The organism is Desulfobotulus sapovorans DSM 2055 (assembly GCF_059569355.1).
Window position 1 is genome coordinate 115,041 of the sequence record NZ_JCANVJ010000002.1, and the last position, 21,787, is coordinate 136,827.

A 21,787-nucleotide genomic window follows, 5' to 3' on the forward strand; every position below is an offset into this window, starting at 1 on the left:
GGTCTTTAAAGAAAGTACAAAAAAGCTGTTTCCTTTTCCGATAAAATCCCGGAAATTGCAAGCCGGAATCCCGGAAGGGGAAAGGAAGGGGCCGGGGATAGATGAACAATTGCGAACCTTTTTGGAATATGGTAGATACCGCTGGTATTGTCAAGATTGGATATTTATACCATTTTATTATTATTTTAGGCTTTTATACCTTTAAATATGATGGCTTCCGGTCTTGGCCCAGCTTCCGTAAGGAAGCTTTTTTTGGGGGCGGCTTCCTGAAGAACCGCCGGTATTCTTTCAATCGGGATTTTTTTTAAGGAGCAGGAAATATGCTGGAATGTGGAGACCTTCGCAAGGGCCTGAAAATAGAATATGAGGGAGATCCTTATGTTGTCACCCAGTTTGAATTTGTGAAGCCGGGTAAGGGACAGGCACTTTATAAATGTCGTCTGAAAAACATGGTGAACGGCAGTCAGTTTGACAGAACTTTCCGTTCCGGTGAAAAGTTCAACAAGGCCGACCTTGAAGAACGCACCATGGAATTTTCCTATATGGATGGGGAAAATTACTGTTTCATGAACACCAGCACCTACGAGCAGGAGTTTCTGACGCCGGACCAGGTGGCGGACGTGGTGGGTTTTCTGAAGGAAAACACCGTATGCAGCGTTCTGTTCTGGGGATCCAGAGCCCTTGGCGTGACCCTGCCCAATTTCATTGAGCTTGTGGTGACCAAGGCAGAACCCTGGGTCAAGGGAGATACGGCATCCGGTAATTCCAAACCGGCGACTCTGGAAACAGGAATTACGGTACAGGTACCGTCCTTTGTGGAAGAAGGAGAAAAAATCCGCATTGATACCCGTTCAGGGGAATATGTGGAGCGGGTGAAGGGCTGATTTTCACATGGGGATCTTGATCGGGATCCCCGTTTTTCATCTGAATCTTCAGGCAATAGGGCTGTGAGAGGGGTTTTATGTTCCGTTTCCGCAAGGTTCTTGTGGTGGATGATGATCCGGCTCTGCTTCAGCTGCTGCATCGTATGCTGACCCATGAAAATTATGAATGCAGACAGGCGTCCAGTGCTTCTGAAGCCTTGTCTCTTGCGGAAGCGGAACGTCCGGATCTTGTGCTGACAGACATCACCATGCCGGGTATGGACGGCGTCAGGCTGATGGGGCTGCTCCATGAGCGCTTTCCCGGTCTCGACGTAATGATCATGACGGGCATGTCGGAAAAGTACAATTATGCAGATATCGTGGAGGCCGGAGCCTCGGATTATGTGAACAAGCCCTTTGAACGGCGGGAACTCATGGCCCGTATCCGTCGTGTGGAGCGGGAGCACGCCGCCATGGCCTCCCTGCGGGAAATGAACCACTCTCTGGAACGTCTTGTTTCCGTTTCCGGCCAGCTCACCGCCCGTGCGGAAGCCGCATCCAGAGCGAAAAGTGAATTTCTTGCCAACATCAGCCACGAGATCCGCACCCCCCTCAACGGAGTCATCGGTTTTACGGATCTTTTACTGGATACCTCCCTCGACGAGGAGCAGCGGGAATTTTTGGGGATCATCCGATCCAGCAGTTATGTGCTTCTGGATCTTCTCAATGATCTGCTGGATTTTTCCCGCCTTGAAGCCGGTAAGGTGACTGTGGAGAAGATCCCCTATGATCTTGAGCTCCTCTGCTTTGACGCCATGGAAATGCTGCGCAGCCGTGTGGACGGCAGTCGTGTCACCCTGATTTCCCACTTTGAGGACAGTGTTCCTTCCCGTGTGGTGGGAGATCCCCAGAAACTTCGCCAGGTGCTGGTGAATCTTCTGGGCAACGCCGTGAAATTTACGGAAGCAGGGGAGATTGTCCTTTCCGTTTCCCTGGAGGCCGAGACGGAGAAGGGGCTTCACCTTGCCATATCGGTGAAGGATACGGGAATCGGTATCAGCGAAGGAGATGAGGAAGCTATTTTTGCCGCTTTTCGCCAATCCGAAGGTACCTGGAAGCGTCAGTACGGGGGAACGGGTCTCGGCCTTGCCATCTGCCGCAGCCTGGTTTCCATGATGGGGGGGAAGATCCGGGCAAAAAACAACCCCGATGGTGGCTGTACCTTTTCCTTCACCCTTGTGGCAGACCAGGATATGGACAGGGACTCTGGTGCGGAAAGGTTTTTTCCGGATCTTGGAGGCAGCCGCATTTTTCTTGTGGACAGCCACGGCGGGCAGGCCAGGGTCTGCGCGCAGTATCTCACGGCTGCGGGGGGACGGGTCAGCATTTTTCGGAAGATGCATGAACTTCCAGCCGATGAAAAACCGGATCTTCTGGTACAGGCTCTGGAGGATGTGGAGCCTTCAGTCGCGGAAAGTCCTGCGGCTCTGCCCTTTCAGGGAGTTCCCGTCATTGCCATCTGCAGGCCGGTACAGGGCAGCGCGGAACTTTGTCGCCTTATGGGCTATGCGGGGTATCTCACCCAGCCCGTATCCCGTTCTTTTCTTGTGTCCATGTCGGCCGGTCTTCTGGAGGGGGGGCACCGGGAGGGAATGCTGACCCGTCACAGACTGCGCGAAGTGAAGAAAAAAAATCTTCGTCTCCTCGCGGGGGAAGAACAGACGGAGACACTTCTGACAGGCCTGCTGGATGCCTCGGGATATCGGCGCAAGGCCCTTTTTGAGCCTTCGGCGCTGGTGACGGCCTATGTGGCGGAGGAAGGTGCTTTTGATGCCGTCCTTATGCATTTCTGCCCGGAAAAAAACCGCAATGCCATTGCCCAGATCCGCAACTGGGAACATTTTGCTGAAAAACCCTGCACTCCCATCCTTGCACTCTGGTCGGAAGAAGTTCTCCCTGGTTCCCCCCTGTCCGATCCCTCCGGTCTGACCCGGATTCTGATGGACAGGGAATGCAGCAGGGAAAACCTTCATGCCTTTATGAACGCGGTTATGGAGGAGGGGGAGTACAGGAAGCAAAAAAACTGAAGCGAGGTCATGCCGTAACGGCTTTGTTCCCGGCCTGAGGCATCAGGGACGGTTATTTCCGGGAGAAATGCGTTTTAGGATTTTCCCCAGCCCCTCCTGCACGCTGTGGAAGAGGGAGTAGAGCACAGGCACCACCACCAGGGTGAGGAAGGTGGAGACCAGAAGCCCGAAGATGACCACAATGGCCATGGAACGCCACCACTGGGAGGATTCGCTGATCAGGGAAAGGCTCAGGTTCCTGAAGTCATAGGAGATTCCCGTCACCATGGGGATCAGGCCCAGAATGGTGGTCACGGCGGTGAGAAGAACGGGCCGGAGACGGGTTGCACCTGCGGCGATGACGGCCTTTTGCACATCATATCCTTTTTCCTTCAGCTTATTGATGTAGTCAATGAGCACAATGGCGTTGTTCACCACCACCCCGGCCAGGGAAATCACACCGACACCACTCATGATAACGCCAAAGGGCAGATTCAAAGAGGTCAGTCCCAGGAAAACCCCCCCAAGGGAAAGAATCACCGAAGTCATGATGATCAGGGGCTGGGAAACGGAGTTGAAAAGACTGACCAGGATCAGAAAGATCAGGAGCAGGGCCACCATGAAAGCCTTGCTGAGAAATTCCTGGGATTCCTGCTGTTCTTCCTCCTCCCCGGTAAACCGGTAGGTATAGCCATGGGGGAAGGGAATTTTTTCCATGAGCTGTTCCGCATACAGTCTTGCCGTGGCACCGGGAACCCGCGTTTCATCCACCTCCGCTTTTACCGTTACCACACGTTCATGATTGATCCGTACAATATTGCCCATGGCTCCCACATAGGAGATTTCCGCAAGGGTGCTGAGGGGGATGAGCTGACCTGAGGGGCTGGTGATCATCAGCTTGCGCAGCACGGCGCTGCCCCGCCTGTCCGCTTCGGGCAGACGGACGGTGATATCGTAGTCCTTATCCCCTTCCCTGAAACTGGAAACCTCGAGGCCGTTATAGGCGGTTTTCAGGGCAAAGCCGATGGCACTGGTGGAAAGACCAAAGAGTGCGGCCTTCTGTCTGTCAATCTTGACCTGTATGGACGGGATGGCGGCAATGTAGTCATCTTCCACGTCCTGGACGTGGGGGATTCTCGAAACCTGCTCCCGGATTTCCCGTGCAAGGGATCCCAGCACCGTGAAATCATCTCCGGATATTTCAATATTGATGGGCGGGCCTGTGGGCGGGCCTTCTTCCTGTTCCTGTACGGTGATATAGGCACCGGGGATGTCCCGCAGACGTTTCCGGATACGCTCCAGGGTCTGGGGGGAAGGGGTTTTCCGTGCTTCCAGATCAATGAACTGAATACCAATGTGGGTGGGAGTGTTGCCGCCAAAGCCGGAAATCGTGGCTCCGGTGACAGACTCCGTGTAGATGTGCTCGATATTGTCAAAATCGCTGGGTCCGGAAAAGGAGTTTCCCAAAAGGGTCTCATGAACAAGGGGAGAAAGGGCCTGGGCATAACTTTCCCGGGTGATGGGTTCAAGTCCCCTTTCACCGCTGTAGGTTTCCCGTGCAATGGCCATTTCCGCACGTTTGACCACATGATCGATGTACTCGATATCCGCACCTTCGGGCATTCTGAAATTCACGTAGATGTTTTTGGGATCCACGGCAGGGAAAAATTCCACAGGCCTTTCCAGCCCGACCCGCAGCAGCCACCAGGAAAAGCAGGCAAGCAGTACCATGAAGGAGAGAAAAATCATGGTAATCCGGTTCTGAAGGGAAATTTCCATCAGCCTTTCATAGAATTTGAGGATGGGGCCCTGGATAAGAATCGGCTCTTCACCGCCAGGGGAAAGGGGGGCATCCTTGTCGGAAACCTTGTCTCCTGCAGGTTTTTCTCCCCTGACCCGCATGAAAAGGGAGGCCATGGCCGGGTTGATGACAAGGGCCACAAACAGACTTGCGGAAAGGGTGATGATCAGGGTCTGGGGAAGGTACTTCATGAACTCCCCCATGACACCGGGCCAGAACAGCATGGGCATGAAGGCCGCAAGGGTGGTGAGGGTGGCACCGATGACGGGCCAGGCCACCTCGGCACTGGCCTGTATGGCGGCCTGAAAGCGGGGAACGCCCTGTTCCATGTAGCGGTAGATGTTTTCAACGATGACAATGGCATTGTCCACCAGCATGCCCAGGGCCAGGGTCAGACTGAAGAGCACCACCATATTGAGGGTGATACCCAGGGCATAGAGCACGGTGAAGGAAATGAACATGGAAAAGGGGATGGCCATGGCCACCAGAAGGGCGTTGCGTCCGCCCATGGCAAAGAAAAGCACCACCACCACCAGCACAAGGCCGGAGAGGATGTTGTTTTCAAGGTCGGCCACCATCATGCGGATTTCCTTTGCCGCATCCATGGTTTTGGTGATTTCCGTTCCCTTGGGCCACCGTGTTTTTTCCTTTTCAATCAGGGCATCAATGGCTTCACTGATGCTGATGATGTTTTCTCCCGAGCGTTTTTTGACGGCAATGTTCACCGAAGACCGTCCATCAATGCGGGAACGGCTGGTTTCTTCCTTGAAGCTGTCCTGTACCCTGGCGACGTCTTTCAGGTAGATGGGCTGCCCTTCCATGGTAGCAATGACCAGGAGATCAATTTCTTCGGGAGTGGAGAATTCACCGGGAACCCGAAGCTGGTATTTCCCGTGTCCCAGGGTGATAGCCCCTCCGGAGGTGTTGAGGTTTTCCCGGCTGACCGCCTCCTGAAAGGCTGTGATGGGAATGCGATAATAGGCCAGCTTGTCCGGATCCATCTCAATGATGATTTCCCGTTCAAGCCCACCGGTGATATCCACCTCCAGAATGCCGGGGATGGATTCTATGGCGTCTTTCAGATCGTCAGCCATTTTTTTCAGGTCGGCAACACCGGACGTGCCGGAAAGGGAAAAGACCGCAATGGGAAACTCGGAAAAATTCACTTCAAAGACAGCGGGATCATCCTCAAGATCCGTGGGCAGTTCTCCCTTGGCTTCATCCACCTTGTTGCGGACATCCTGCAGGGCGTCGTTGATGTCCACATCGGGCAGAAATTCAATGTTGATCTGGGAGAGACCCTCGGAACTGATGGATTTGACCCGCTTGACACCCTTCATCCCCTTGAGTTTTTTTTCAATGGGAATGGTGATGCTGGTTTCTATATCCGAAGCGGCCACGCCCTTGTAGGCCGTGGAGACAAATACATAGGGAATGGAAATATCCGGCGCGCTTTCTCTGGGCAGAGTATTGTAGGTATACATGCCAAAGAGAAAGAGGAGAACGGCCAGCACCATGACACTGGTGCGGTTTTTAACGGCACTTGTGGAGACGATCATGGATTACAGTTCCTTGATATCCTGAATTTCTTTGATGATATTGATCTTCTGCCCCTGGGCCAGATCCCGCTGTCCCACCACCACAACCTGTTCTCCGGCTTCAAGGCCTGAGGTGATTTCCACGACCCAGCCCTCCTGAATCCCAAGGCGTACCTCGCGTCTTTCCGCTTTTCCATCCTGCACCACAAAAACCGCGTGGGTACCTCCTGAAGAGATCACGGCATAAAGGGGAAGGGTCAATGCCTCGGGGCTGAGGCGTTTGACGATGTCCACACGGGTGAACATGTCCGAAAGAATCTCTCCATCCGGGTTGGGAATAAGAATTTCAAGGTCGTAAAGCCGGGCCGTACTTTCTGCAGAACGGGAAAAGTGGTGTTTTTTCCCGGTAAAGAGTTTTCCGCCCAGAGCATCCACCCGTACCTCAAAGGTATCCACCTGGCGGACGGCATGAATATCCGACTCGGGAATCCCCACCGTCACCTTGATGGGATCCAGTTGCAGAATTTCTGCCACGGGATCTCCGACGGCCACAAACTGTCCTGGCTCCACCAGCATACGGTTGATGACGCCGCCCATGCCCGCCTGTACCAGGCAGCGATCCCACTGGAGTCTGGCCGTGTCCATGGCTGAGCGGGCACCTTCCAGATCGGCAATGGCCGTGTCGAGGAGAGACTTTGTGGCCAGCTGTTCCCCGTAGAGTTCCTTGAGACGGGCATGGGTGGCCTTTGCAGTTTCAAAGGCAGCCTTGGCGGCGTTGTAGATATTCTGGTAATCCCTGTCATCCAGACGGTACAGGTGCGCCTCTTTCTGAATGAAGTTTCCCTCCGCCGCCAGTTTTTCCGCCACCTTGCCCGCCACTTCAGCACTGACCCGCAGACGTACCCAGGGAGCTGTCATGCCCGGCAGATTGATGCGGTCTTTGATACGCGAGGGGCTGAGGGTCAGCACCACCACATTAACGCCGGGATCTTCTGCGGCCATGGCACTGGAACGCTCCTTCTCCAGATGTTCCGTTTTGCGGGCAAGGGCGAAGACCATACCCGTGACCAGAAGGACAAGGAGGATAAGGGTGATGAGGGGCAGCTTTCTGGACAGCAGGGCAGGGAGGGATGGTTTTTTCTCATTGCTTTTCATGGGATCTTCCAGGTCTGTCGGTGTAATTTGGGGTGTCCGGGTCTTGTCAGGGAGATTTCAGGGATGCGGATCGGTCAGCAGATCCCGGATCTGCTGCTTCAGTCTGCCTGTGGCGTAATCCAGGGCCAGTCGGGCCAGATGACTGTCCAGGCGTGTGGTGGCCAGACTGCTCTGGGAGGTGAGCATCAGGCTGTTGGCATCCATAAGATCCACGATGTCGGCAAGGCCCACTTCAAACTGACGGCTGACGGCAAGATAGTTTTCCGTTGCAAAACGAAGCTGATCTTCAAGGGCATCCAGGCCGCTCAAGGCCTTTTCCAGACCATGGTAGGCCCGCTGTACCTCAAGACGCACATCCTTGATGGTCTGGGCATAGCGAAGGTCACTCTGATGCTTTTCCGCCTCTGCCTCCCGGATACGTGCAGGTGTCAGACCGCCTGTGTACAGAGGAATACTCAGCTCCAGTCCCAGAGAAAGGGAATGGGGGTCTTTTGTCTCCGAGGGGGAGGGATGGGTATCCTGATACTGGGCCGACCAGGAGAGAACGGGCCAGAGATCCCCCCTGTACAGTCTGACCCTGTCTTCTGCAATGCGGGTTTCAAGTTTGAGGGCGGCAAGCTCCGGCCTTGCTTCCAGGGCTTCATGAATAAGGGCTTCAAGATCCTTTTCCAGTTTTTTGGCACCCGAACGGGCGGGAGCTGCCAGAAAAAACCGGGGGGGCAGCATCACCAGGGCTGCAAGCATGGCCCGCTGGTCAGAAAGGGCTTCTCTGGCCACATTCCGACGGCTTTTTGCACCGGACAGTTCCGCCTGGGTACGGAGGACATCCGGTCGTGTGGCATCGTTGAGCCGTACCCTGGCCATCACCTGATCCAGATGCTGTGAAAGCCTTCTCACCTCCGCTTCCTCGATCTCAATTTCCTCTTCCGCACGGATTACCTGATAAAAACGGCTTCCTACTTCAAAAAGATAGGCAGCGCGTACGGCCTCCAGATCTTCTCCGGATTTTTCCAGGGCACTGCGGCTGATCTGCATGGCAATCCATTCCTTGCCATTGAGGGTGAAGGACTGCCCCATGCGCACCCCGAAGGTATTGAGGCGATCCGGTTCTCCATAGCCGGGATCCGGATACTGGCGGTGGGAGGCGAAGCCTGTGATCTGAGGCCGCAGCACGGATTTTGCCTGATCCTGTACAGCCGCTGCCATACGGACGGATTCCCGGGCCAGACGGATACGCTCCGCATCCTGAAGGGCAAGACGGTAGAGCGTTTCCAGGGTGAAGGAAGCGGGGGGGGAAGGCTCTGCGGCCATGATATCCGTAGAGAGGGCGGAGAGAAAAAGGAAAAGCCCGATGAAAAGAAACCTTGTTTTGTAATGCATCATCACATTCACCTGAAGAAAGGAACCCTGTGCAGGGAGACGCTGGCAGGAGGAGCTTCTGCTGAACGCCCTGAAGAGAACGGCTGGGAGTAGAATTTCATTCTGGAAAGCTAGGGTGTATCCGTTAAAAGATCAAGGCTTTTTGCGCCGCTGTGCAAAGCCCCATGCTTTGTTTGCCTGTATACGGGATTTTTCCGGGAAAGTCTGTCTGCAAGATGTAGCAATGTGTAACAAACTGTGCAGCTCTGTTTTTCTGCGGTGTGCCACAAGGTCAGGGGCTGACCTGACCTTGCACAGAAGTAAAAAAAATACGCTGGGGATCCGGCGGGAAAGGCAAAGTCCGCCTGCTGGTCAGTTCATCTTTTTCCCATTGGAATTAAGGGGCTTTCCGTGAGTCCGGTATAAATCTGTCTGGGACGGCTGATGCGGTGGGCCGGATCTTCCATGCTTTCCTTCCACTGGGCAATCCATCCCGGCAATCTGCCAATGGCAAACATGACGGTAAACATATTCGTGGGGATGCGCATGGCCCTGAGTACAATACCGGAGTAAAAATCCACATTGGGATAAAGGTTGTGGTCGATGAAGTAGGGATCCGTAAGGGCCACTTCCTCCAGACGTTTGGCGATGTCAAGGAGGGGATCCTCCTGCTTGAGCTTGGGCATGATCCGGTCACACATTTTTTTGATGATCTTGGCCCTTGGATCATAGGTCTTGTAGATCCGGTGACCAAAGCCCATGAGACGAAAGGGATCCTTTTTGTCCTTGGCCCTGCGGATGACCTCTTCAATGGTTGCTCCGTCCTTGTGAATCTTTTCCAGCATTTCAATCACGGCCTGGTTGGCTCCCCCGTGAAGGGGCCCCCAGAGGGCGGAAACGCCTGCTGCAATGGAGGCATAAAGGGGGGCACGGCTGGAACCCACCACACGGACGGCTGCTGTGGAACAGTTCTGTTCATGATCAGCATGGAGGATAAAAAAAACATTGAGTGCCTTCACAAGATCCTCGTCCACAATATAAGGATGCACCGGACTGTCAAACATCATATTCAGAAAATTGGCGCAGTAGGACAGATCATGTCTGGGGTAGACCACCTTTTCCCCTTTGGACATGCGGTAGGACATGGCCGCCATGGTGCGTACTTTCGAGATGAGATAGAGAAAATGGGTATGGATATCTTCTTCCCGGCCCATATCCGGATAAAAACTGCGCAGGGCCATGATCATGGCGGACAGAATCCCCATGGGATGGGAACCCTGGGGGAAATTCTGGAAAAAAACCTGCATGTTTTCGTGCACCATGGAAAAATCATTGAGCAGTACCCGTGTCTGATTCAGTTCATCGAGGGTTGGCATATGACCGTTGATCAGGAGAAAAGCCGTTTCAATGAAGGTGGCTTTTTCCGCCAGGGCTTCGATGGGAATGCCCCGATAGCGCAGAATGCCCTTTTCACCGTCCATAAAGGTAATGGCCGAAGCGCAGCTTCCCGTATTGCCGAAACCGGGATCATAGGTGATATACCCCGTTTTCCGGCGCAGTGACGTAATGTCAAAGGCTTTTTCGCCTTCTGCCCCGACAATGATCGGAAGTTCGTATTCCTTGCCCTCAATGATCAGCTTTACGGTTTCGCTCATTGCATTTCCTTTTTTGCCTTGGGGATACCATTAAAAATGAAAGCCAGGGAAAAACCAGGGTGCTTCCATGGCAAAATGACCCATATCGTCTTCCCGGCCCAAAGGAGCAGAGGGAAGAGAAGTCCGGAAATATACGCTTTGGGATGGATAGGGTCAAGGACAGGGTTAGCGCCAGACCCAGTGTGCAGGAGAATCTTCCTCATCGTGCCCGATGGGCGATGATGAGATCTTCGGGGACTTCTTTCCAGCGCAGGGCATAGAGGGCCAGGAAAGCGCTTTTTCCCTTCAGGGGCCTTGGGGGAAGGGCCGAGCAGGGAAGGCGATCCCGTACCGCTTCCCAGGTTTTCTCCCCCAGCAGGATATCCCCGTAAGCCACAGGAATCTCTTCTCCCCGACTACGCTGTTCCGCAAGTTCCAGATTGACTTCCTTGGTAGCGCTTTCCAGCCGGGCCGCCACATTCACGGTATCACCGATGGCCGTATAACTGAAACGGAAGGAAGAGCCGAGATTGCCCACCACAGCCGGGCCTGTGTTGATACCGATCCCCATTTGCAGAGGCGTGTGTTCCGGGTGGGCGGCATTAAAGTCTTCCAGATCCCGCAGCATGGTGATGGCCGTGAGACAGGCGTGGAAGGCGTGGTCTGTATCCTCAAGGGGCGCATTGTAAATGGCCATGATGGCATCTCCGATATATTTGTCCAGTGTGCCTCTGTAGGTAAAGACGGCCCGGGTCATGGGTTCAAAATAGGCGTTGAGTAGAAGAACCATGTCTTCGGGAGCCATGGTTTCAGAGCGGGCTGTGAACCCCCTGAGATCGGTGAAAAGCAGGGTCAGCTCCCTCGACTCTCCGCCAAGCCGCAGTTTTTCCGGATTTTCAATGAGGCTTTCCACCACCTCCGGTGCCAGGTAGCTGGAAAAGGCCGAACGCAGCGCCTCGCTGCCCGCACGGCTTTCCATGAACAGGTGAACCTCTCCGGTGATAAGCGCAAGGATAAGCCAGAGTCCGGGATAGAAGATTTCCAGCCAGATTCCGGCGTGAAGATAGGCACTGAGACCTGCTCCGTACAGCCCCCCAAAGAGGAGCAGGTACAGTCCCATCCTTTTCCAGGGGGCATGAAGAAAGAGGCAGGGCCACCAGAGCAGGCAGAGACAAAAGAGTACTCCGGCCATCATCCATCCGGAAAGTTCCCTGGGGATGGAGCCGTCCATGAGGTTGGCAACAAAGGTGAGATGCATGAGTGGCCCGGGAAACTGGCCTGTGGGGGTGGCCCGCAGATCACTGACTCCGGCCTCACTGACCCCTACAACGACCAGTTTATCCTTGAGGGAGGCGGGGTCAAAATCGGCTTCCATAAGCCGGGAAAAGCTGATCCGTGCATAGTCCTGGGGATGGTAAAAATTGAGGCGGATACTCCCTCTTTTGTCCGCAGGAATGTTCTGTTTTCCCATGAAAACAGACTCATCCTTAAAAACCAGATCTTCCTGACGGGCCATGCGGGCCATCTGTACCCCCAGGTTGGGCAGGGCCAGATCCCCTACCCAGAAGGCCAGCGGGTAGTGCCGGAAACGTTGATCGGCATCGGGCAGGGTATTGAGCGCCGCAAGGAGCATAATGGATTCCCGGATGGGAGAAACGGGGGCTTCCAGCCGCTCACTTTCGATGAGGGTGGCCTTGTCCGTCTGCATGAGGGAAGAGTCGAGAAGCTGCTGATAAACCGCATCTCCCAGGGAAGAGAGGCGGGGACCATTGAGAAAAACCCCGCCAATGGCAGGCAGATCGGCCAGTGCATCGGCCAGCGCCCTGTCCCTTTCCGGCTCCGTTTTTTCCGCAAAAATAACATCCAGCCCCAGCACCCTGGCCTGGGACAGGGCAGAAAGCCCGCGTGCCAGTACATCCCTGGGCCAGGGCCAGCGGCCAAAATTCTTAACACTTTCATGGTCAATGTCCACGAAGAGGAGTTCCGGAGAAGGCTTGCGGGCGTTGAAGGTATAATAGGTGTCACTGAGGGCTGCGGCCAGGGCGGACAGGAGGACGGGCGGACGCAGAGAAAGCATCCAGATGCCTGCGGCAAGGCAGAGCATGAGAAAAATGGGGCGTAAAAGGTAGGGGTGTCCGGACAGCGTCCGGGGATGTTGAGCGTGCGATGTCTTCCGCATCCATCGTCCTTTCATGGCTGGGTTCAGGCTTACTGTATCTGTTCTTGAATGTAGGGAAGGATCGCTTCCAGGATCCGGGCCTGTTTCTGGGATAAGGGATCTTTATTTCCGGCCTTTTTTTCATAAAGCGTACGGGCCAGATCCAGATGCTCTGCGGTCAGAGGACTGCCGGTCAGGTGCAGATAACGGATAAAGGAAAGGGGGCGGTTATACTGGATAGCCAGAGAAAGGATATCCGTGTTCCGGTGCCACATATTCCGCAGATCCGGTCTCAGTTTGAGAAGATAGGCAAGGCTTCCGAGGTTGCCGTGGCGCAGGGTGCTTTCGATGTGCTGGCTTTCAATGGGAAATCCCTCTTCCACCAGACGGCGCAGGTTGCTGACCCGTGTCTTCTGGGAGCGTACGGCCAGATCCATGGCATTTTTCCTGTTGTATACAGGATCCATACGGCTTCCCGAAGCTTGCAGAAGATCCATGATGGCGACTTTCCCCAGAGTTATGGACAGGAGAAGGGGAGAAGGCCCGGTGCTGCCATGGCCGTTGGGATCCGCCCCCAGGGCCAGGAGCAGGGAGACCAGCTCTGCGTTACCGCTGATGACCGCAGCGGAAAGGGCCTGGGGATGTCGGCTTACCACAATTTGCCCCATGCGCAGGAGATGGAGGGCCGTTTCAGGACGAAAGCGGACGATGGTGTCAAAAACCGTAAAGACCCGTCCTTCCCGCCACTGCATATGGAAATCGACGGGATTGTTTTCCATGAAATGCAGGAGTTCTTCCTGACTGCATGTACGGATACAGTGGCGCAGGGGCTTATACAGCTCCGGAGGTACAGTGTTTTCCGCTGTCTTTTGGGGAGCAGGTGACGGCGGAGGGGGGGAAAGGACGGACGGGGCCGTGGGGGGGGAGGACAGGGGGGGGATGGAAAGAGAACGCTGAGGTGGAATGGGGCTGGCAGAAGGGGGGGGGGACAGGTCTTTGAGCATGAAAAAAAAAGCGGCGAGGACAATGAAAACCAGAAGCAGCAGCGCCCCCATCAATTTGACGAAAACGGAGGGGCGCATGGGAAATGTTATCCTCTCTCTTCAAAAGCCTGGATCCCGGGATGCCGATGCAGTTTCCGGTTCAGGGTCTGACGTGAAATCCCCAGACGTTTTGCGGCCCGGGTCTGGTTTCCCGCCTCAAGATGGAGGACGCGGGCGATGAGGCGGTCTTCGGCCTCGGCCAGGGTGGGCAGATCCGAAAGAAAATCGGGGAAGGGAGGTTCCATCTCTTTGATCTCCGGTTCTGTGGAATCGGGAAGAATCTGACACAGGGCCGGAAAGTGGGACGGGAGCAGAAGGCCTTCCCGGCAGCAGCTCACCGCATCCAGCACCATGCCTTGCAGTTCCCGGACATTACCGGGAAAGGCATAGTGCTGAAGGAGGGTTTCTGTCTGGGGATGGATTCCCGGCTGCGGTCGGCCCAGGGTTGCTGCCGCAAGGGCGGTAAAATGGGCAAGGAGCAGGGGAATATCTTCCCGTCTTTCCTTCAGGGGCGGCAGGTGGATGGCATGGGGGGCAATACGGAAAAAGAGGTCTTTACGAAATCCCTCCCCGGCCTTCATGGTGGCGGGACTGTGGTTGGTGGCGGCCAGAATGCGGGCTGTGGAGCGGCGGGGTTTATCCGCACCAATGGGCAGGTACTCGCCCTCCTGCAGAAACCGCAGCAGCTTGACCTGGGTCATGGGCGGCATGTCACCGATTTCATCCAGAAAAAGGGTACCCTGTGCGGCCTGGGCTACCAGCCCCTCACGGCTGCGGTCCGCCTGGGTGAAGGCCCCTTTCTCATGCCCAAAAAGGGTGTCCGAAAGAAGGGATTCTTCAAGGCCCGCAATATTCAGGCCGATGAAGGCCCCTTTACGACCAGAGAGGCTGTGGAGTACCCGGGCCACCAGCTCTTTCCCTGTTCCCGTTTCCCCTGTGATGAGCACGGGCATGGACGAGGGGGCAACGGCCTCCATGTAGTGAAAAATGGCCGTCATGGCGGGGTTCCGGGAGAGAATGGGCTGAAAGTACTCCGGATGCTGGAGTTCCGTCCCCATGGGGAGGGCCATGCGACGGGTGGTATCCGAGAGATCCCGCATTTCCATGGCCCTGCGGATACCCGCCAGCAGTCTGTCCCTTTCCACGGGTTTGGTCATGAAGTCAAAGGCTCCCTTTTGCATGCAGCGTACCGCTGTTTCCACAAAATGGGCACCGGTGAGGATCAGTACGGGAATTTCAGGATGTTCGGCAAGAATACGGGGCAGAAGGGTTTCGCCGTCCATACCCGGCAGGTTGAGATCCAGAAGTACACAGGAAACGGAATGGGCGGAAAGAAAGGGAAGCACCGCATCCCCTGAGTCCAGCAGGTGGACACTGTCATATCCCGCCTTCAGAAGGATGAGACGGCAGGCGTTACGGCTGTGGATTTCATCCTCCACCACCAGGATGGAACTGCCCCCGGCTCTCATGACAGCTCCTCTTCATTGAGCGGCCCCAGCAGATCCGTCGTCCCCTGCCGCAGGGTTTTCAGGCTGACGGGTTTGGTGAGGATATGGGAAATTCCTAAGGCCTGGAGCTGATTCTGAGCCTTCTGTCCCGCATATCCCGTGACCACCAGAATTTTGAGATTCTTCAGCTCCGGCTCCGTACGAACCCATTCGCAGACTTCCAGTCCGTCCATGTCCGGCATGTGCAGATCCAGGACAAGGAGATCGGGTTTCAGGGAGCCGAGCTTGAGACAGGCGGCCATGCCTGAGTCTGCTTCATGGACATCCAGCAGGGCACTGGCACGCAGCATCTCCGAAAGCACCAGCCGGGTATCCCTGTCATCATCCACCACCAGTACTTTTTTGCGCAGGGCCGGAGGGCGCAGGGGCAGACAAAGACTGAAGCTGCTGCCTTCCCCCTCTTTACTCCGGATATCCATTCTGCCCCCGTGCTCCCGGATAATGGTGGCAGATATGGAAAGCCCCAGTCCCGTGCCTCCCTGATCCCTGCGTGTGGTGAAAAAAGGATCCTGAATGTGGGGCAGGACATGGCTGGGAATGCCTCGGCCCTCATCCTGCACCTCAATCCGGATCTCCTGTTTTTCCGCATCATGGACGGTAAATACCCGGATGGCCTGATCCCGGTCTGTGAGAGCCTGACAGGCATTCTGTACCAGGTTGATGATTACCTGCTCCAGCCTCTGGGCATTGCCGCGGATGGGGGGAAGCCCTTCCCCATAGCGTACCCGGAACCGGGGGGCATTTTTACGGATGAGATTACCCAGGAGGCTGATGGCATCCCGCACCACGGCATTGATGTCCACCTTCCCGGAAATATCGGAGCTTTCCTGACGGGCAAAATTCTTGAGGTCTTCCACAATATTGCGGATGCGGCGGCCCCCTTCGCGGATGCCCTCAAAAAGACTTGGAAGATGTTCTTTCATCTCCGAATAGGGAAGCCCCCCGAAGTCAAAGTCCCCCTCACGATGAAAGAATTCTTCCAGAATGGGCCGGGCCGCTTCCCAGGAATCTTCGATGAGGGGAAGATTCAGCATGATGAAGTTGGTGGGGTTGTTGATTTCATGGGCCACACCGGAAACCAGGGTGCCGAGGGCCACCATTTTGGCGGCCTGGATCAGCTGTTCCTGCTGGTGTTTGGTTCGGATTTCGGCTTCCTTGCGGGCTGTGATGTCCCGGCCCAGCACGAAAAGGGCGATGAGCGTTTTATCGGAGTCAAAGACGGGCCAGATGGAAAGGGCCATATGGCGGGAAGCATTCTGGTCTTCGTAATGCAGGGGCCGCCCCGTTGCCAGTACAGCGGTCAGGCGTTTTTTACGCCGGACTCTCTCTTCTTCGGAAAGAAGATCCCAGAGCCGCTGTCCTGTGGCCTCAAGGGAGTCGGGGATATCGTACCACCTGCGCATGGCCTGATTGATCCGGAGAATACGGGCTTCCGGGGTGATCAGGAGCAGGGCATCGCTGATGGCATCCAGGAGGGCATCGGCCACCCTGTCGTTGAAAAGCCGTCCTTTTTCAAGGCGCTGGCGTTTTTCCCGTTCATGGGTCAGGGCCTGACGGGTTTCCGCAAGTTCTGCTTCCAGAAGCCTTACCGTCTCGATGTGTGCTGCATCCGAAGAAAGGGCCATGTTTTTTCCGAAATGCTTTTCTCTGATAAGGGGGGATATGGCTGCCGCTCCGGTAAAAAAGCCCTGAGAGAAGGGCGCTTCAGAATGACCGTGTACTGCCGGAGATACAGAGGCTGCCATGGCTGGCGTTCTTTTCATAAAGAAGGGTCATGCCCTCTTTTCTGCTGCGAAAGGCGGTGCTCAGTCCGTAAATGTTTTCGCTTCCGCCGAGAATGAGGTGCCCATCGGGCTCCAGCATGGCGGCAAAACGGTCGAAAATACGGTTTTTGGTGGCTTCATCGAAATAAATGAGCACGTTGCGGCAGAAGATCAGATCAAAAACGCCCAGACCTGAAAAATTTTCCATGAAGTTCATGGTACGAAAAACAGGAATATTACGAATTTCATGGGAAAGTTTCCAGCGATTTTCTGCAATGCGCGAAAAATATTTGTCCCTGCGGGCAGGGGAGAGTCCCCGTCCGATCTCAAGATCCGAGTATTCTCCAGCCTGGGCGCGGGCCAGAGCCGGAGTGGAAATATCTGTCCCCAGAATTTCAAAGTCCTGCACCCTCAATCCGGCAGCGGTGTTTTTCTGACAGTATTCATGGATGAGCATGGCAATGCTGTAGGCTTCCTGACCCGTGGAAGCCCCGGCACTCCAGATACGGATTACAGCCTTCTGTCCCTTGCTGCGTTTCTGACGGATTTTTTTGGAAAAATGGGGAAGAAGCTGGCTGTTCAGGGTGTCAAAGGGGTGTTGATCCCGGAAAAAATAGGTTTCATTGGTGGTGATGGCGGCAATCACCCGTTTTTTGAGATCCGGATCCGGCGTGTTGCGGAGTTTCTGGGCAAAGGCCGTGAAGTCCCGGCAGCCCTCGGAAAGCACCATGCCTCCCAGGCGTTGCTGAATGAGGTATTCCTTGCCCGGGTGAAGGTAGATGCCACAGGCTTCGTGGATCCAGGCACGGATCTGGTCAAAGGCGGTCTGGGAAAGTTCCATGGTGATCAGGCTCCGGAGCAGGAATGAAGGTATTGGTCAACGGCTTTGGCCAGGGTGTTCAGGGAAAAAATGGCATCGGAGAGTCCTGCGGCCACCACACTGCCCGGCATTCCCCAGACCACGCTGCTGGCTTCATCCTGAACAAAGATGGTGGCTCCGGCCCGTTTCAGGGTGGCCGCCCCCTGGGTACCGTCTCTGCCCATGCCGGTCAAGACCAGGGCCAGGATGCGATGGTTCCATACGGGAGCGGCGGACCGGAAGAGAATGTCCACCGAAGGACGGCAGCCTTTTTCCGGAGGGCCGTTGCTGAGCTGTACCCGGACACGGGCACCGGTTTTGCGAACCAGCATATGTCGGCCTCCCGGTGCGATATAAACGTTCTGAGGCAGGATTTCCATATCCTCTTCCGCCTCCACCACCGTATGACGGCAGGTGACAGAAAGGCTTTCCGCCAGAGAAAGGGTGAACTCCGCTGGCATGTGCTGCACCACCAGGATGGGCAGATCGCAGAGGGCACAGAGCTGGGGGAGAAGGGTGTGCAGGGCCTTGGGCCCGCCCGTGGAAACACCGATGAGAATCACCTCGATTCTGTCCGGAGCGGCCGTGCAGGGGGGAGGCGTCAGAGGCCGAGGCGCAGCGGGCAGGATGAGACGGCGCTGGCGCAGCCAGGAGCGGATACGGGGGGCAATGGCGTTGCGCAGACGTTCCAGGGGAAGTTCATCCGCAACGGCCACCGGTTTGGGCACATAGGCAAAGGCTCCCCCCGCAAGACTTTCCCTCCGGAGATCCTCGGCGCTTCCTGCGTGACCGCTGACCACGAGAACGCCCATGGGGGGCAGATGCCGGTTTTTCTGGTTTAAGGCAGAGATGGCCTTCAGGGTTTCCATACCGTCCATTTCCGGCATGTCCAGATCCAGAGTCACCACATCCACAGGCTGTTTTTCAAGAAATTCCAGGGCTTTTTTACCGTTTCTCACAGAGCCCAGCACACGGATGTCCGTTTCTTCCCCAAGGCTTAAGGCCAGGGCATTCCGGAAAATGCGGGAATCATCTACGATGAGTACGGTAATGGGGGAGGACATGAAAAAACTCCATTTCCAGTGAAGTGCAGGGCTTTGTAAAAAAAAATCCGTTGCGGCCAGCCCCTCCGGCCATGGAAGTCAGTATAGGCCGAAGGTTCCTGGAACGGCAAACGGAAAATTGTGACGCGGAGAGGAGAGGCTGGAGGGGCTGTGGAGCCCGCTCCAGCACATCTGCCAGAAAAAACAGCTACCCCAAGTTCGTCATTTTTTTTCTGAAAACCCAATAAAATCAAACGAAGTGATTTTTTATGGGTACTACATATTCACTTTTCAGCCGTTTAAACTAGGCTCTGTTGACATTTCGTTTTTTAAATTTCATTAATAGTCATTGATTGCAATAAGTTATGTTTATTTGTGTGGTCGAGCTAGACTATTGCTAACTATCTGAACTGGCTTGCTATCTGATCAAATGTCAACAGAGCCTAAGCCTTCAGGAGTATGGTCACTATTTTGACGAACTTGGGCTACTCGGTTTTGAAACCTGCCATGTGCTGACGCAGATCCGTGGCAAGGCGGCTGAGATCGGTGGAAGCCCCATGCACCTGGCTGGCTGCGGCGCTGGATTCCTGGGCTGCCGCGCTGACTCCCTGAATATTGGCCGCAATATCCCGCGCCGCCTGAGCCGCTTCGCCTGCGTTGCGGCTCATATCATTGGCTCCCTGGGCCACTTCGGCGATGGAGGCGGCAATGTGGTGGATACCCGCTGTGGCTTCGGCAATGTTGCTGGAAATGGTCTCGGAAATCCGGGTCTGATCTTTCACCGCTTCCGTGGTCTGACGGGTACGGCCGGCAATGTCTGCAATGATACCGGAAACATCGGCAATGCCTTTCACCGCCTCGCCCGTGGTGTTCTGAACACTGCGGATCTTGGCTGCGATATTTTCCGCAGCATGGGCACTCTGGCTGGCCAGCACCTTGATCTCACTGGCAACAACGGCAAAGCCCCGTCCCGCATCTCCTGCGCTGGCAGCCTCAATGGTGGCATTCAGCGCCAGAAGGTTGGTCTGTTCCGCAATGCGCTTGATTACCTCCGTCACATCCCCGATTTCCTTGGCCGCATGTCCCAGAAGATTCATGGTTTCCGTGGCACTTCCCGAAAGGCCCATGGCCTTTTCCGCAATGGCCGTGTTGGTGCTGGCGTTTTCCGCAATTTTCCGGATCCCCTGGCTGACTTCTTCGATGGACTGGGTTACGGCCTTCATATTGCTGCTCATCTGTTCAGCCGTACTGGAAATGCCCTGGATATTGACGCTCATCTCTTCGGTAGCCGAAGCCATGGTGCTGATATTGGTACTCATCTGTTCCGTTGCGCTGGCCACATTGGCGGCCTGGGCTGTCACTTCTTCGGAGCCGGAAGCCAGTTGCCGGGAAACGGTGGAAAGTTCCTCGGAAGCCCCGGCCAGGGTATCGGCATTGGCCTTCACATCCCTTATGACAAGGGCAAGCTGTTCCATGGACTGATCCACAGCCACCCCCAGTTGACCGATCTCATCTTTACGGAAGAGGCGGCTTTTCAGCGTCATGTCCCCCCTTGCCAGGGCTTCTGCCGTTTTTACGAGACGCCGTACGGGAGCCGTGATGCTGTGGGAGATGGTGAGTCCTGCCGAAAGGGCAAAGGCAAGACCGATGAGGGACACAAGGGAAATCCCCCAGAGCGCCCGTTTCACAATGGCGCGGGTGGTGTCTGTGGCTTCATGGAACTGTTTCCAGGTCAGCTCTCCTGCATTGCGGCAGAGTGCCAGCATGGCATTGCCCCGCTCTTTCATTTCCGGAAGGGTCGTGTTCTCCAGGGTCAGGCGGTTCTGCACCCAGGTGCTGGCGTTCTGGCGGTAGAGGGCAAGGTTGCGGATCACAAGCTCGAGATGTTTTCTGGTGCCGGGTTCATGGAGTCTTTTTTCCGCGTCCTGAACCTTCTTGTTGAGATCCGCGTAGTTTTCGAGCCAGAGTTTCCGGTGTTCTTCATTGCGATCCAGAATATAGGTTTTTTCCAGGATGCGCATGTGGGACACCTGACGGGTAAGGGCTGCCATGACTTCCCCCTCGTTCAGGGTCTCTTCCACAGCCTTTTCTTTGGCGGCAAGAAAGGTTTCCACATGCTGGGTGATGCCATTTCCCTGCTGCACAAGTTTCTGAGCGAGGGGGCCGGTTCGCACCGTATCGGGATTCTGGCGAAAAGCACTCAGCCAAGCATCCGCCGTTTCCCGGTATTGCCTGCACAGATCCACAAGAGATGCAAGGGCATGGATGAGGGACTCATTCTGTTCTCCCTTTTTCAGTTCCTCGGCAAGACCCGTCATGCGGGCATTGTGGCCATCCATCTCCCGGAAGCGTTCTTCACTGTCAAAAAGGGCACTGGCGGTCAGGGCAAGACGCATCATGGCCATGAGGTATTTCATTTCATTGGCCGCAGCCAGGGAGGCCTGAGTATTTTTCTGAAGGGAGTCGTAATGGGTGAGCAGCAGCACAAAAGCTGTGATCACTTCCTGGCCGGAGGCATTGAATTTTTCCTGATTCCGCTGGTTTTCCTGAATCTGTTTTTCGCTGAGATCCACACTTTGGGAAAAAAGTGCCATGGCGGCCCTTCCCGCATCATTGGCCGCCGTGTTGTCGCCGATATGCTGCTGGTGCAGACCGGAAAGGGTATCCAGGGTTTTGCGGAAAGTCCCGATCTGTCTGCGGGCTTCCTCCAGTTCAGCCGGATTTTCCTGCATGATGAAGTTCTGCATGGCCACAATGGCGGCCAGGGTGGATTTTTCCAGATCCGTGACCAGATTGGCGACGGGCAGGGTATACGTTCCGGTACGGGTCATATCCTGACCGATGCGGAACATGCCCCGCATACTGGCACCGCTGAGCAGGATAAGGGCCAGACAGACACTGCCAAAACCAAGCCCGAGTTTTTTTGCAATCCCAAGATCTTTCAGTTTCACGCTGTGCTCCTTCTATTGGGTCTTGTGGGATGCCGGGAGGCATCTT

General features: G+C 55.3%; 13 protein-coding genes. 2 read left to right on the forward strand and 11 right to left on the reverse strand.

The features are described 5' to 3' along the window. The first annotated feature begins 320 nt into the window (after positions 1-320). Both efp and BR04_RS03240 read left to right on the forward strand, forming a co-directional pair. Positions 321-884, forward strand: coding sequence for an elongation factor P (efp, locus tag BR04_RS03235; protein WP_496354551.1), 564 nt, complete (start codon positions 321-323; stop codon positions 882-884). Positions 885-961: 77 nt separating this feature from the next. Beyond that, positions 962-2,950 carry a response regulator gene (locus BR04_RS03240; RefSeq protein WP_496354552.1) on the forward strand — a complete coding sequence of 663 codons (1,989 nt, stop codon included), beginning with the start codon at positions 962-964 and terminating at the stop codon, positions 2,948-2,950. 42 nt (positions 2,951-2,992) lie between these two features. On the opposite strand, the gene BR04_RS03245 is transcribed toward BR04_RS03240, so the two are convergent. The 11 genes from BR04_RS03245 to BR04_RS03295 form a co-directional block, all read right to left on the reverse strand. Continuing rightward, positions 2,993-6,289, reverse strand: a complete 3,297-nt coding sequence (locus tag BR04_RS03245; RefSeq protein ID WP_496354553.1) for an efflux RND transporter permease subunit — start codon at positions 6,287-6,289, stop codon at positions 2,993-2,995. 3 nt (positions 6,290-6,292) lie between these two features. After that, a complete protein-coding gene (locus BR04_RS03250; protein WP_496354554.1) occupies positions 6,293-7,423 on the reverse strand; it encodes an efflux RND transporter periplasmic adaptor subunit in 1,131 nt (376 codons plus the stop codon). Between the two features lie 57 nt (positions 7,424-7,480). Continuing rightward, on the reverse strand, positions 7,481-8,806 hold the full coding sequence (locus tag BR04_RS03255; RefSeq protein WP_496354555.1) for a TolC family protein: 1,326 nt from the start codon (positions 8,804-8,806) through the stop codon (positions 7,481-7,483). 353 nt (positions 8,807-9,159) lie between these two features. Further along, entirely contained in the window at positions 9,160-10,437 is a 1,278-nt protein-coding gene (locus tag BR04_RS03260; protein WP_496354556.1) for a citrate synthase, read from the reverse strand. Positions 10,438-10,636: 199 nt separating this feature from the next. After that, positions 10,637-12,595, reverse strand: a complete 1,959-nt coding sequence (locus tag BR04_RS03265) for a CHASE2 domain-containing protein (protein ID WP_496354557.1) — start codon at positions 12,593-12,595, stop codon at positions 10,637-10,639. A 29-nt stretch (positions 12,596-12,624) separates the two neighbouring features. Then, positions 12,625-13,656 carry an ankyrin repeat domain-containing protein gene (locus BR04_RS03270; RefSeq protein WP_496354558.1) on the reverse strand — a complete coding sequence of 344 codons (1,032 nt, stop codon included), beginning with the start codon at positions 13,654-13,656 and terminating at the stop codon, positions 12,625-12,627. A gap of 8 nt (positions 13,657-13,664) precedes the next feature. After that, a complete protein-coding gene (locus tag BR04_RS03275; protein WP_496354559.1) occupies positions 13,665-15,086 on the reverse strand; it encodes a sigma-54-dependent transcriptional regulator in 1,422 nt (473 codons plus the stop codon). Further along, positions 15,083-16,870 carry a hybrid sensor histidine kinase/response regulator gene (locus BR04_RS03280; RefSeq protein WP_496354560.1) on the reverse strand — a complete coding sequence of 596 codons (1,788 nt, stop codon included), beginning with the start codon at positions 16,868-16,870 and terminating at the stop codon, positions 15,083-15,085. Before BR04_RS03280 ends, BR04_RS03275 begins: the two co-directional genes overlap by 4 nt. Next, complete coding sequence (locus BR04_RS03285; RefSeq protein WP_496354561.1) at positions 16,830-17,729, reverse strand: CheR family methyltransferase; 900 nt, start codon at positions 17,727-17,729, stop codon at positions 16,830-16,832. The genes BR04_RS03280 and BR04_RS03285 overlap by 41 nt, the downstream gene beginning before the upstream one ends. A 5-nt stretch (positions 17,730-17,734) precedes the next feature. Next, positions 17,735-18,811, reverse strand: coding sequence for a chemotaxis-specific protein-glutamate methyltransferase CheB (gene cheB / locus BR04_RS03290; RefSeq protein ID WP_496354562.1), 1,077 nt, complete (start codon positions 18,809-18,811; stop codon positions 17,735-17,737). Positions 18,812-19,275: 464 nt separating this feature from the next. Beyond that, the gene (locus tag BR04_RS03295; protein ID WP_496354563.1) at positions 19,276-21,741 is read right to left on the reverse strand and encodes a methyl-accepting chemotaxis protein; all 2,466 of its coding nucleotides are present in this window, start codon (positions 21,739-21,741) and stop codon (positions 19,276-19,278) included. Positions 21,742-21,787: the final 46 nt, after the last annotated feature.

Coding starts and splice junctions, on each gene's coding strand:
- BR04_RS03270 (WP_496354558.1), bottom strand. CDS start 13,656: ATGCGCCCCTCCGTTTTCGTCAAATTGATGGGGGCGCTGCTGCTTCTG.
- BR04_RS03280 (WP_496354560.1), bottom strand. CDS start 16,870: ATGGCAGCCTCTGTATCTCCGGCAGTACACGGTCATTCTGAAGCGCCC.
- BR04_RS03245 (WP_496354553.1), bottom strand. CDS start 6,289: ATGATCGTCTCCACAAGTGCCGTTAAAAACCGCACCAGTGTCATGGTG.
- BR04_RS03240 (WP_496354552.1), top strand. CDS start 962: ATGTTCCGTTTCCGCAAGGTTCTTGTGGTGGATGATGATCCGGCTCTG.
- BR04_RS03275 (WP_496354559.1), bottom strand. CDS start 15,086: ATGAGAGCCGGGGGCAGTTCCATCCTGGTGGTGGAGGATGAAATCCAC.
- cheB (WP_496354562.1), bottom strand. CDS start 18,811: ATGTCCTCCCCCATTACCGTACTCATCGTAGATGATTCCCGCATTTTC.
- efp (WP_496354551.1), top strand. CDS start 321: ATGCTGGAATGTGGAGACCTTCGCAAGGGCCTGAAAATAGAATATGAG.
- BR04_RS03250 (WP_496354554.1), bottom strand. CDS start 7,423: ATGAAAAGCAATGAGAAAAAACCATCCCTCCCTGCCCTGCTGTCCAGA.
- BR04_RS03260 (WP_496354556.1), bottom strand. CDS start 10,437: ATGAGCGAAACCGTAAAGCTGATCATTGAGGGCAAGGAATACGAACTT.
- BR04_RS03265 (WP_496354557.1), bottom strand. CDS start 12,595: ATGCGGAAGACATCGCACGCTCAACATCCCCGGACGCTGTCCGGACAC.
- BR04_RS03285 (WP_496354561.1), bottom strand. CDS start 17,729: ATGGAACTTTCCCAGACCGCCTTTGACCAGATCCGTGCCTGGATCCAC.
- BR04_RS03255 (WP_496354555.1), bottom strand. CDS start 8,806: ATGATGCATTACAAAACAAGGTTTCTTTTCATCGGGCTTTTCCTTTTT.